At 55.5% G+C, this 13,253-nt stretch carries 8 protein-coding genes; 6 read left to right on the top strand and 2 right to left on the bottom strand.

Translation table 11 applies throughout. The features are described from left to right. Positions 1-90: 90 nt before the first annotated feature. Complete coding sequence (locus GM79_RS13745) at positions 91-1,236, bottom strand: acyl-CoA dehydrogenase family protein (RefSeq protein WP_035564797.1); 1,146 nt, start codon at positions 1,234-1,236, stop codon at positions 91-93. 249 nt (positions 1,237-1,485) lie between these two features. Here GM79_RS13745 and GM79_RS13740 point away from each other — a divergent pair, with 249 nt between their 5' ends. The 6 genes from GM79_RS13740 to GM79_RS13715 all read left to right on the top strand — a co-directional run bounded on the left by GM79_RS13740 (position 1,486) and on the right by GM79_RS13715 (position 9,692). Beyond that, entirely contained in the window at positions 1,486-2,454 is a 969-nt protein-coding gene (locus GM79_RS13740; protein ID WP_152559994.1) for a polysaccharide biosynthesis/export family protein, read from the top strand. 154 nt (positions 2,455-2,608) lie between these two features. Next, on the top strand, positions 2,609-5,104 hold the full coding sequence (locus GM79_RS13735) for a GumC family protein (protein WP_081867761.1): 2,496 nt from the start codon (positions 2,609-2,611) through the stop codon (positions 5,102-5,104). Positions 5,105-5,116: 12 nt separating this feature from the next. Next, on the top strand, positions 5,117-5,884 hold the full coding sequence (locus tag GM79_RS13730) for a tyrosine-protein phosphatase (protein ID WP_035564793.1): 768 nt from the start codon (positions 5,117-5,119) through the stop codon (positions 5,882-5,884). Positions 5,885-6,025: 141 nt separating this feature from the next. Beyond that, positions 6,026-7,048: an NAD-dependent epimerase/dehydratase family protein gene (locus GM79_RS13725; protein WP_035564791.1), complete on the top strand. Its 1,023-nt coding sequence runs from the start codon at positions 6,026-6,028 to the stop codon at positions 7,046-7,048. A gap of 168 nt (positions 7,049-7,216) precedes the next feature. After that, entirely contained in the window at positions 7,217-8,617 is a 1,401-nt protein-coding gene (locus GM79_RS13720) for a tetratricopeptide repeat protein (protein ID WP_035564874.1), read from the top strand. 244 nt (positions 8,618-8,861) lie between these two features. Further along, entirely contained in the window at positions 8,862-9,692 is an 831-nt protein-coding gene (locus GM79_RS13715; RefSeq protein WP_035564790.1) for a phosphosulfolactate synthase, read from the top strand. 105 nt (positions 9,693-9,797) lie between these two features. On the opposite strand, the gene GM79_RS24315 is transcribed toward GM79_RS13715, so the two are convergent. Then, a complete protein-coding gene (locus tag GM79_RS24315; RefSeq protein WP_161787178.1) occupies positions 9,798-13,133 on the bottom strand; it encodes a T9SS type A sorting domain-containing protein in 3,336 nt (1,111 codons plus the stop codon). Positions 13,134-13,253 lie beyond the last annotated feature (120 nt).

Genomic DNA, 13,253 nt, shown 5'->3' with positions numbered 1-13,253 from the left:
AGCTAAACGCTTCGTTTCGGCTATCAAACGCTTCCTACATGACGGCTACGAAATCCGGCAACGCCGCCGTTAATCCGACGAATTCGTGATTTATTTCAGTAGGACGCGGGCAATAACGAGCTTCTGGATTTCGCTGGTGCCTTCGCCGATGGTGCAGAGCTTGGCGTCGCGGTAGTACTTCTCGGCCGGGTAGTCTTTGGTGTAGCCGTAGCCACCAAAAATCTGCACGCCTTCGGTGGCCACGCGCACGCTCACTTCCGAGGCGTAGAGCTTGGCCATGGCCGATTCCAGGTTCACGTTCTGGCCGTGGTCCTTCATGTCGGCGGCACGGTAGGTGAGCAGGCTGGCGGCTTCAATTTCGGTGGCCATGTCCGCGAGCTTGAAGGCAATGCCCTGGAAGCTGCTAATGGGCTGATTGAACTGGTGGCGCTCCTTGCTGTACTGCACCGCGGCTTCGAAAGCGCCCTGGGCAATGCCAAGGCTAAGGGCGGCAATGCTGATACGGCCGCCGTCGAGCACTTTCAGCGACTGCACGAAGCCGTCGCCCACCTTGCCAATCACATTTCCCGTCGGCACTTTGCAGTCGGTGAAAATCAGCTCGGTGGTTTCCGACGCGCGCATGCCCAGCTTGTCTTCCTTGCGGCCCGCCTCGAAGCCCGGCGTGCCGCGCTCGACGATGAAGGCCGTCATGCCGTGGGAGTCGCCCACTTCGCCGGTGCGCACAATAACCACAGCCACGTGGCCAGATTTGCCGTGGGTGATGAAGTTTTTGGCGCCGTTAATGATGTAATTCTCGCCGCTCTCGTCGAGCACGGCGGTGGTACGCATGTTGCCGGCATCGGAGCCGGTGTTGGGCTCGGTGAGGCCCCAGGCCCCAATCCACTCACCCGAAGCCAGCTTGGGCAGGTACTTGCGCTTTTGCTCTTCGGAGGCATGCTGGAGAATGTGGCCGGTGCACAGCGAGTTGTGCGCGGCCATGCTCAGGCCAATGCTGCCGTCAATTTTGGCCAGCTCGGCAATAGCCGTCACATATTCCATGTAGCCAAAGCCCGAGCCGCCGTATTCCTGCGGCACGAGCACGCCCATCAGGCCCAGCTCGCCCAGCCTGTGGAACACGTCGATGGGAAACTCCTGGCTCTCGTCCCATTTCATCATGTTGGGCTTGATGTGTTGGGCGCCAAAGTCGCGCACCATCTGCGCAATCATGGTTTGGTTCTCGGTGGCTACGGCTTCCATTGAAAAGGAAATGAGGGTGGGAATTTGAAAGGACGGGGTTCAATGGCTTCAGAGCCATCAATAGGTGGGTTAACGCTGCAAAAGTACGATTCATGCGGCGGGAAAACCCAGCGCCAGGCCTGCACCTAATCACCTGTTTTTGAATAGGCACGCTAAAAGCGTTACTTTTGAGGCTTTTTGAGGAGAACCTAACCGTTGAGTCAAAGGTTTTTCGCGCCGTTCTGTCCAGTCCCCATCTAATTGGCCTCCATGCCTACTAATTTTTTTCGTCGCTACGCGCGATTGTTGCTGCTGGCATTGCCGGCGATGCTCTTCTTTTCGTCGTGCGCCACTACTAAATACTACCAAAAACGCACCCTTTTCCAGCTCACCGATAGCCAGGGCCGCAAACTCGACAGCACCAAGCTGCGCATCGCCGTAAACCGCACGGAGCGCAATTATGTCATTCAGGCCAATGATTTTCTGGAAGTGCGGGTTAATACAAACCGAGGAGAGCGTATTCTCGACCCCAACGGAGAATTACAATTTGGCCAGCCCGGTGGGGGTTTGCCGACTGGCGGTGGCGCAGTTCCTTCCGGTGGCGGGGGTGGTGGGGGCAGCAGTTCCGGCGCCAGCGCTTCCGGTGGAGGGGCTCGGGTTGCGGCTGGTGGGTCTGTCTTTTTGGTTCAGGCCGATGGTACGGTGGTATTGCCCATGGTAGACCGGGTACGCGTGAGCGGCCTGACGCTATTGGAGGCCGACAGCGTGCTGGCCCTGCGTTACAACGAATTTTATAAAGAGTCCTTCGTATCGACCCGCGTAACCAACAACCGGGTGATTGTGATGGGAGCCACGGGCGGACAGGTAATTCCCCTCAACAACGACAACATGAACCTGTTGGAAGTCCTGGCCCTGGCCGGCGGCATCGACGGGGGCAGGAGCTCAGGAGGAAGTGGTGGGGGCGGCGTGTCGAACTACCGCAACGGGGGCAAGGCCAACGACATCCGCATTATCAGAGGCGATTTGAAAAACCCCAGGGTGCAGCAGATTGACTTGTCTACGCTGGATGGCATGCGCCGCGCCAATTTACAGATAGAGCCCAACGACATTATTTATGTGGAGCCAATCCGACGGCCATTCCTGGATGCGCTGGCAGATTTAAGCCCAATTATTACCCTCTCAACACTGTTGCTCAGCACCACGTTTTTCCTTATCAACCAGTTCACCAGAAGCAACTAACATCCGTTATACATAGTAGGGCATCAGTCACAAGGCGTCGGATAGTTAGCAGGCACCTACAATCCTGCTGTCTTGTTGATTAAGTTCAATTATCTACTTATAACATTTCACTATACCACCTTGAATTGACGCCACTCCTGGCACTATCAGCAAAATGGCTACAAATGAGAATAAGGAGTTAGAGGACCTCATCCGCAACGCCAATGGTGGCGCTGCTGTTCCAGAGGCGCCGCTAATGAGTGGAAACGATTCCGAAGAAGAACCGGCCAGCTTGGACACGGCAACGCTCGTACTGGTGGCCCGTCGCAGCTTGCTGTGGATGATTCTGCTTGTCACACTGGGCGTCACGGCCTCGTGGCTGTACCTGCGCTACACCAAACCGGTCTACAAGTCGCAGTCGCTACTGAAGATAGACGAGCGCAACGAGGGCAGCGCCCTGGGCTTAGCGGGGACTCCGGCGGCTGAACAAAGCCGCACCAACAAGCTTGCCGGCGAAGTTGAGTTGATTAAATCGGATATCATTTATCGCAAGCTCAAAGATTCTCTGGCGCTCGACGTCAATTACTATGTGCAAGGCACCGTACTCGAAACGGAGCTTTTTGGCACTTCTCCCTTCCAGGTAAAACATAACATAACCGACCGTTCGTTATACAATAGCAAGTTTGATTTAAAATTTGTTTCTCCCAAGCGGTTCACCCTGGAGTATACCGGGCAGGGCCAGCCCATGAGGGGTGAATTTGACTTTGGCCAGGTGATAACCTGGCCCGGCATTACGCTGCAGGTATTTGGCACGTCAGAATTAAGTACCCGAACGCTGGAAGAAAACTATCACTTCGTGATGCTGAACGACAGCCAGGTAAACGCTTACCTGAACAAAAACCTAGCGGTTGAAATCGTAAATTTTGATGCCAATACGATTCAGATTTCCTTCACTGACTTCAACCCGAATAAAGCGCAGGTCATTGTTGATAAGATAGATGCACTTTATCTGACCGAGAAATTAAGCCGTAAGAACGAGGCAACCCGGAACCAGCTCGAGTTCCTGGACCAAATACTCGATGAGAACGGCAAAAATCTGGAGCGGGCCGAGGACCGGTTGCAGCGGTATGTGCAGCAAACAGGTAGCTACGATACGAAAGGAGAGTTCGAAGCCATTTCCACTAAAATGGAAGCTCTGGAAACCGCCCGGATTGCCCTCACGGATAAAATGAGCCTTTTGAGCGAGGTAGCTCAGATGGCCAGCCAGGAACAGCTTACCCGTGACGAAACTCAGACCGTCGAACAGAGCATGCCCTCCATCTCGGGCATTCAGGAGCCGCAATTGATACAGGAGTTGAACGCACTGAATGGATTGCAATGGGAGCTGCGGAGAATTTCGCGTTCCTATACCGATAAGACCGAGACGGTGCAGAGCCGCAAGGCTAACATCGCCTTCACGCGAGCCACTATAAAACGCCTGTTGAAGCAAAACCAGAAGCTTCTGCAGAGTGAGCTGGGCCGCCTGAACCAGCAGCGTGACCGGCTGGCCGGCGAATTGCAAAGCCTGCCCTCCAAAAGCACGGAGCTGGCGCGCCTGCAGCGGCCGCTGGGCCTGTACGACAAAAACTTCCTGCAGCTGATGGACCGCAAGGTTCAGTTCAACATCGAGCAGGCGGGCGCGACGGCTGATTTTCTGATACTCTCGCCGGCCACCCCGCCGGCCGCACCCATTTTCCCCAATCGGCTTATCGTGTACGCCATAGGGCTGGCTGCCGGGCTTTTCCTGGGCATTAGCCTGATTGCGGCCCGCTATTTCATGCACAACACCATCACGAATGTGCGGGAGCTGGAGCGCAACACCAAGGCGTCGGTGCTGGGGATTATTCCAACCTACGACAAAGAAAAGATGGAAGTCTCGCGGCTGATTGTGGATAAAAATCCCAAGTCTGCCATCTCGGAATCCATTCGCTCCATTCGAACAAACCTGGATTTTATCAGCTCGGCGAAGAAAAAGCGTATGATTTCGGTCACGTCCACCATCTCGGGCGAAGGCAAAACCTTTGTCACGGTGAATCTGGGCGGTATTATTGCCTTGTCAGGGCAGCGGGTCATCATCCTGGACCTGGACATGCGCAAGCCCAAAGTAAACCTGGCTTTTGGGGCACAGAACGTAAAAGGCATCAGCACCATTCTCATTGACCGGCACAGTGTGCAGGAATGCATCCAGCCCACTGCCATCGACTCGATGCAGTTTATCTCGGCCGGCCCCACGCCCCCCAATCCTTCGGAGCTAATTCTGAGCGACAAGTTTGACCTGATGATTCAGGAGCTGTTTCAGTCCTACGACGTTATTCTGATTGACACGCCCCCCGTTGGTTTGGTCACCGATGGTATTCTGATTATGCGCAAGGCCGACATTCCGCTCTACATCGTGCGGGCAGATTATTCCCGCAAGGCGTTTATCAAGAATATGAACCGGCTGATGCGCGCCAATAATCTGACGCGTATGTGCACCATTTTGAACGACGCCAGCAGCCGTGGTTCCGGCTATGGTTATGGCTACGGCTACGGGTATGGCTACGGCTACGGTGCCTACGGCCAGGGCTACTACGAAGAGCCCGTGACCAAGCCCCTCAGCTTCGGGGAAAAGCTGAAGAAATTCTTCAATTAACGGCCCGGCTGCATGTCATTCCTTCAACGCCTATTCGGGCGAAAGCCCACCAGCCCAGCGACGCTGACCGGACTGGGTACGCTGGCGGCCGACATGCACTCGCACCTGCTGCCCGGCCTGGACGACGGCGCCGAAACCGTGGAGCACTCGCTGCACCTGCTTCGGGCCTTGCGGGATTTGGGCTTTCGCAAGTTGATAATGACGCCCCACATCATGGGCGACTTCTATAAAAACACCCCGGAGGGCATCCGGGCCGCCTTGGCGCTGCTGCGAGAGGCAGCCGCGCAGGCAGGCCTGGCCGACGTGGCGCTCGAATGCGCTGCCGAATACTATCTCGATGAATTTTTGGGCTACAAGCTGGCCGATGGCACCGAGATGCTCACCTTCGGAGGCGACAAGCGCTACCTGCTATTCGAGACTTCGTACATGAACGAGCCGCTGAATTTGTTTGAAATCATTTTTGAAATGAAGGCCCAGGGGTATAGCCCGGTGCTGGCCCACCCCGAGCGCTACACCTACCTCTACGGCCGGTTCGATGAAATTGAGCAGCTACGCAACAACCACGGCGTGCTGATGCAGGTGAACCTCAACTCCTTGGCAGGCTACTACTCCTCCGCTGCCAAAAAAGTGGCCGAGCAATTGATTGACGGCGGCTTGGTTGACTTTGTAGGCACCGACACCCACCACTTGCGCCATACCGAAACGCTGTCGCGACGCGTCCTGCCCCAGCCCTACATGCAAAAGCTGCTTCAGTTGCCGCTGCTGAACCAAACGCTCTGAAACTGCTTTCCCTTCCTTATAGCTGAGCTCAACTGCGGGCCTTTGTAGAAGCAAAGAAATGAGCTGTTTTTTGATTGTTGTCAGTCAACGAATTACCTCGGCTCCAGCAACTGACAACTAATACCTCTTCCGCCCTTACTCATGATATTTGTTACCGGCGGCACCGGCCTCATTGGCTCATTTCTGTTGGAGGCACTGCGGGCGCGGGGGCTGGCCGTGCGGGCGTTGCACCGCGGGGCCGTGCCCACCGCAGGGCCGGCGGGCGTGGAATGGGTGGCGGGCGACCTGCTCGACACCGACCTGCTGCGGGCTGCCCTTACGCCCGGCGTAACCCACGTATTTCACTGCGCCGGCCTGGTTTCTTACGCGCCACAGGACGAGGATTTGCTGCTGCGCGTGAATGTGGAAGGCACCGCAGCCGTAGTGGATGCCTGCCTGGAAAGACCGGGCATTCGGCTAGCGCACGTGTCGTCGGTGGCCGCCCTGGGCGGGCCGGGCCCGTCAAGCATTGCCGGCCCCTCCGGCACGCATCTGGTAACCGAAACGAGCACCTGGGACCTGGGCGCGGCGCATCCGGCTTACGCTACTTCCAAGTATCTGGGCGAGCTGGAGGTGTGGCGGGGCGTGGCAGAAGGCTTATCGGCTGTCATCGTCAACCCATCGGTGGTGTTGGGGCCGGGCGACTGGCACCGCAGCAGCACCCGGCTGCTGCGCTACGCCCACCAGCAGCATCGGTTTTACACCCACGGGCTGGTCAATTTCGTGGATGTGCGCGACGTGGTGGCGCAGCTGCTGGCCCTGGCTCTCGACCAGCCCACCCGGAGCGGGGAGCGCTACATTCTGAGCGCCGAAGCCGTACCGCTGGCTGATTTTTTCCAGCAAGCTGCCACTGCCATGCAACGTCGGCCGCCTACCGTGGCGGTACCCAACTGGGCCGCCGAAATCATCTGGCGTTTGGAACACGCGCGGGCCGTCATCACCGGCGCCCGACCGCTTATTACCAAAGACACGGCCCGGGCCGGGCGCCACCCCGTACTGTACGCCCACGCCAAAGTACAAACTGCTACTGGCCTCGGGTTCCGCCCGTTATCGGATACGCTGGCTTGGTGCGCGGCCAGATTAGGGCTGAACCCGGCCATCTCCCCGGCAGTTATCGTATCTTAGCAATAAGCCAGATTGCACTGTTTTGGCTAATTTTTGTTATTATTGATATAGAAGGAATAAAGTGCCGGGCCCCGGTGCTGGCGTGCGACGTACCAACGAGAATCCGCTGGCAGATTCGGCCCTTCACAAACCCGGATAGTCCATTTATTTAACTGCGATTTTATGCGCATGAACGAACATTTTGAAAATCACCGGGCTGTGCTCGATGTCGTCCGTCGTTTCGAGCGCATGGTGGCCCAGCAGGAGCCCGTCTTCTTCGATTTAGAGGACTTTGAGAACATCATCGACCACTACGTTACCAACGCGGAATTTGATAAGGCCCTGCAAGCCTGCGAAGCGGCCCTGGGCCAGTACCCCTTCTCCACGGAGCTGCTCATCGACCGGGCCCAGGTTACGGCCATGCGCGGCGACTACACCGAAGCGGAACGCCAGATTGACGCCGTAGCGGCCCTCGACCCCACCAATGCCGACGTGGCCGTAACGCGGGGTATCATCAGCACCCAGCGGGGCGAGTTTGAGCAGGCGGTTGAGTTTTTTCGCGCCGGCCTCGAGCAGGAACCCGAGCGGGAAGACATTCACTTCAACCTTGGCCTGGCTTTCCAAAGCTGGCAGAAATTCAAGAGCGCGGCCAAGCACTACAAGCAAAGCCTGCGCCTCAACCCTGACAACGAAACCGGCGTGCAGGAGCTGTTGCACTGTCTGGACATCAGCGGGCGCCTTGACGAACACGAAGAGTTTTTCAAGCGCTTCACCGACGACGACCCGTTTTCGGCCACGGCCTGGTACAACCTGGGGCAGTACTGGTACCGCCGCGAGGATTTTGCCAAGGCAGTAGAAGCATTTGATTATGCGGTGGTCATCAGCCCCGATTTTCACGACGCCCACCACTGGCTGGCCGATACGTTTGTGTGCCAACAGGAGTACCAGAAAGCCATCCCCGAATTTGAGCTGGCCTACCCCACCGGCGAGCCCACCGATGAGGCCTTGTGCAACATTGGCGAATGCTACGAAAAGCTGCGCGACTGGGAGCCCGCCCGCCGCTACTACCGCCAGGCCCTGGAGCTAAACCCCGAGATGGACGAAGCGTGGTTTGGCCAGGGCGTGCTGCTGCAGGAGCAGGGCCGCTGGTTCGAAGCCATTCATTACTTCCGTAAGGCCACTGAGCTCTACGCCGAAAGCGGCGAATACTGGTCGGCGCTGGGGGCGGCCGAAAACCAGGTGGGCAACGTTGTCAGCGCCCTCGAATCGTATGAGAAGGCCACCGAAGTAGCACCCGACGACGCACAGGGCTGGGTGAGCTGGAGCGCCATTCTCTACGAGCAGGGGCATTTTACCGAAGCCGTGGAGCTGGTGCGCCACGCCGTTAACCTGCACCCGCACGAAGCGCACTTCCACTACATGCTGTGCGCCTACCAGCTAGCTGATGGCCGGATGCGCGAAGCCTATAACACGCTGGAAACGGCGCTCACGCTCAACTACGAGCAGCATGTGCTGCTATTCGACTACTTTCCGGCCCTGCGCGAACAGCCAGGTCTGAAGAAGCTGATTGAGCAGTTCCGAAATCACTGATTGGGCTTGATTAACCGTGATTTCGCTGATTATGTATTTATGTGAAGTGGCCGGTAACTGATTTGTAATCAGGCTATTGACGGCATACTTCACGCAATTACATTCTAATAACTCTGTCCTACCCTACTTTTGTAGCCGCCCGCGTTATTGCGGGCGGCTTTTTTGTGCCGAAGCCTGCCAGCCCATAAATTCGGGACCGTCAGGAATCAGCGAAATCATAGCTAATCACAGCTAATCAGCGATTATGAATTACGACCTCTCTCAACTCCCCGAGCGCACGCCCAAGCCCCGCGAACAGGGCTATACGATGGTAATGGACAAGGGCATGAGCCTGCGCGAAGTAGAAGATTTTCTGGAAGTGAGCGCCGCCTACACCGACGTGGTGAAGCTGGGCTGGGGAACTTCTTACGTGGTGCCCAACCTAAAGCGCAAGCTCGAAATCTACCGGGCGGCCGACATTCCCGTGTATTTCGGGGGCACCTTGTTTGAGGCTTTCATCATCCGCAACCAATTCGACGATTACCGCCGCCTGCTGGACACTTACGGCATGGAGTACGCCGAAGTATCCGATGGTAGCATCGACCTCAATCACGAGCGCAAATGCGGGTTTATCCGCGAGCTAAGCAAATCGGTACGCGTGCTGAGCGAAGTAGGCTCCAAGGATGCCGAGAAAATCATTCCGCCCTACAAATGGATTGCGCAGATGGAAGCCGAGCTGTCGGCCGGAGCCATCAAGGTAATCGGCGAGGCGCGTGAGGGAGGCAACGTGGGCCTGTTCCGTAGCACCGGCGAGGTACGCTCGGGACTGGTAGAGGAAATTCTCACCAAAATACCTTCCGAAAAGATTCTCTGGGAAGCGCCCCAGAAGGCGCAGCAGGTTTGGTTTATCAAACTACTGGGTGCCAACGTAAACCTGGGCAACATTGCGCCCAACGAGGTGGTGAGCCTCGAAACCATCCGCTTGGGCCTGCGGGGCGACACCTTCTCGCACTTCCTCGACATGGACGCCGTGGACCCCATGTTTCACCCGGCCGCCAAAACCGGCAAGCCTGGTACGTCTATGCCGCGCGGCTAACCGACCGGGTTGCTGCCGCAATCTGCGCGCAGCTATTGCGTAAGGCACAAAAAATGCCGGCCTCCTTGCGGAGACCGGCATTTTTACTTTTAGAGAGGGGTGAGCTTATTGCTTCACCACTTTCACATTCTTAACCTCGCCCGAAGGCATCGTTACCCGCATCAGGTAGAGGCCGGACTTGAGGTTTGCCAAATCCTTCACTTCTACTTCGTTGGTACCGGTAGCAAGCGCAATGGTGCGCTGACCAACCGTACGGCCCGTCATGTCGGTAATGTTGACCAAGGCTTTTCCGTCGGTGCTCGACTTGAGGCTCAGCGACACTTCGTTGATGTAGGGGTTCGGGTAAGCGAAGGCTACACCGGTCTGGTTAAAGGCACCTTCGAACGATACCACTTTCGGGGTATTGTAGGCCAGAGTACCGTCAATATCAACCTGCTCCAAACGGTAGTAGCGCAGGCCGGCTTTGTTCTTCTCGTTGTCGGTGAAGCTGTAGTTGGTGAGACGCGAGCTATTTGGCGCAACGCTGGCCACAAAGCCCAGGGTACGGAACTCCTTACCATCCTTCGACACCTGCACGCTGAAGCCTTTGCTGTTGATTTCGCTGGCCGTAGCCCACGTTACGAGCGCATCAGTACCAGTGCGCTGCACATCGAACTTGGTGAGAGTAACGGGTAAGGGAGGCAACACCGCAGCTTCACTCAATGTGAAGGTAGCAAACGTGGTTATGTTGGCTTTCGTGAGCACATTACCAGTATTGGAATCACGACCCAGCTGGTTGAACGTGTTGCCGCCCGTAGACGATACGTAAAGCGACAGCTTGCTCTCGTCCAGTGAGGTGGTACTGTTAAAGTTGGGGTTGTTAGGGTCGTCGAACCTTCTCAAGTTAACCAATTCATTGTCGAGGTAGCGGAAAGCTATGTTTGCCCTCAAACGGCGGCCTTGGGTAGCTGGGTTAGCTGGCTGCACGCCGAATATGCGACGGATACTTGGCCTAGGGTCGGAATTGGGGTTCAATGTCGAGCCCGCGAAAGCGGTTTCTGGCCGGTTTTCTACGGTGTTGCGGGTAACGGTCGTATTACCGGGCTCATTTTCGGTGAACGTCAGCGTTAGACCAATATTGCTGAAATTCTGAGGAGTATTGAGGGCAGCAGGCTGGGTAGTGGTTATGAAACCGCGCAACCAACTGGTTTCCGTTTCGCCAAGAAGCTGAGCCGCTGGAACAATAACCAAAGTAGTCGGGTCGGTAGAAGCGCCTTCAAAATCCACAAAGTTGCTGCTTACCAAGGAAATATTGGTTTGCAAAATGCCATTAATGAATCGCAGCGAGCCGCCGGCCTTCACCTTAAAGCTACCCGTCAGGGTCTTGATGCTATTGGCACCGCCGTCAATCTCAACATCCGTGAAACCGTTAATAGAGCCGCTAATGGTCTGATTACCTTGCGATTTGAAACTAATGACCGTTGTTTCACGCTGGATGAAGCTACCCTGGGGGTTGTCAAAATCACCAAACACATCTAACCGACCACGGATTAGGCGCGTGATGCTTCGGTTTCCCTGCGAGGTGCCCTGTAATGTGAGGTTGCGAACCATGGCATTGCCGCTGCCTCTATTGTCATAGCCGGGAGTAGCTGGAATGACGTCCTGAGTGCCATCCGGATTGGTGGAAGTGGATTGTGCCGTGGGCGGCTTCACCACATCGCTGTAGATGTTTGGGTAAGGCCGAGTGTTTCCACTTGGGAAGTTGGGGATAATAGCATTTGAAGTGGCCGTTGGCACGCCATTGGTCCAGTTTAGGGCATCGAACCAGTTGTCATCTAGTCCGCCAGTCCATACCGTAGTCACAACAGGTGTACCATTCACCGTGAAGTTGGCTATGTACGTAGGGCTGGTTACCAGAAAAGTACCATCCATGCCCTCAGCCTCCACATCCTCGTTTACACCGCTCGCCTGCAGATAAACATCAACCCGGTAATCACCCGTGGCGGTAACAGCTGCGAGCAAGTTTCGAGCGGCATTAGAAAGCTCGAAGGTGCGTGTCCGGGTGCCATTACCATCCGTATTTAAGGAGGTTTGTACTAACGGCAACGAGCTAAATCCCCCGCCGCCAGTACCATTCCTCCGAACGCGGAAATACAATGTAACGTCATCAACCATATTAGGGCCGTTTGCCACCGTAGTTGCTGTGCCACCATTAAGAACGAGTAAACCTTCGTTCACGTCAAAGGTGCCAAGGTTGGCGCCAGCAAAATCGGGATTAGCGGAAACATTGCTGCCATCGTACGAAACATTACTCCCACCATTGGCAGCAACTAGAACAGTTGTGTTATTCAGCGTAGGCTGGAATATCGGAACACCCGTGGCGGTAAATACCGAGCGCTGGCGCTGCCCACTGAGGGTAATAGGGTCGGAATCGAAATTGGTACCAGTAGCCGAAACGCTGACATCGAAGCGGTAGCTAGTGCCCGGACTACCACCAGTAGTGGCCAGTGACAAGATGTTACGAGCAGCATTGCTGAGAGCAAACCGACGCGTCATAGTAGCCGCATTATAGCTTACCTCCGTCAACGGCAAATTTTGTCCTTGGGGGAAAGCTGCCCCTGCCGTAGCGAGAGTACCCGGAGAAACTACGTAGCTGATTTGGGCCTGATTGAATGAGTCGCCATTGCGCTCCTGAATCTCGATGGCGCCACCGCGCAGCAGCAAACGGCTGCTGCTTAGGTTCAAGGGACCAAAGTCTGTTCCATTGAATACTCCTGGTCCAGCAGCGCTGGTATTAGCGTCGTAAGTGTTGGTAGTGGCATTAGCCGCCGTAGTGCCGGAAGTTACTATGACGTTGCGCAGCGTAGCCGATGAAGGAACAAAGGGAGGCGTAACGGCCGTAAAAACGGAATTTCTAATGGGCGAATTGTACGTCGTGCCATTGCCTTGAAATACCCGATAACGAAGGTCGAATCGATATGACGTACCAGCTGCACTACCAACTACCGAACTTAACAGGTTGATAGACGCTGAGCTCAGCGTGAATTGATGCGCGCCGTTTACAGTTCCGCCGTCTTGCAACGCTATAACAGTAAATGCCGGTGAGTTTGCAGTGCTTGCAGTAGATAGATTACCTTGGAAAACCCGGATTAGCAGGAAAGCATTGAGCGCAGTAGCTGCCGTCTCATCAAGCCGCAACGTAGTAGCGTTGAGCGTAAAGACATCGGAATTAACATTGAATGAACCGAAATCATTATTAACAAAGGTATTTCCATTGGTACCACGCGTGTTGTATGCACTGGTCGTACCCTTCACATTCAGGGTAACGTTGGTACCGACAGCAATGGCAACGTTTTGCGCCTGGGCCGAGCCCACACCCACAAACAACGCAAGTAGCGGGATGAGGCAGTTGAAGAAAAAGCGCTGCCGCAGCAGCTTTTGAGTAAAAGTTAGATTATTCATGGAATTGGGTATTTGAATGAAATCAGGGGAGAAAACGCGCGTTGCGCATCGAGCGCCATATACGCTCATGTTAAAAAAAAGGATGTCTTACTTATCTCAAAAAAAGAATAAATTGGTCAG

Origin of the sequence: Hymenobacter sp. IS2118, from assembly GCF_000715495.1 — a bacterium.
In the GTDB taxonomy this organism is placed as follows: domain Bacteria; phylum Bacteroidota; class Bacteroidia; order Cytophagales; family Hymenobacteraceae; genus Hymenobacter.
The sequence above is the reverse complement of the archived record's forward strand: the minus strand, read 5'-3'. Positions and strand labels throughout refer to the sequence as shown.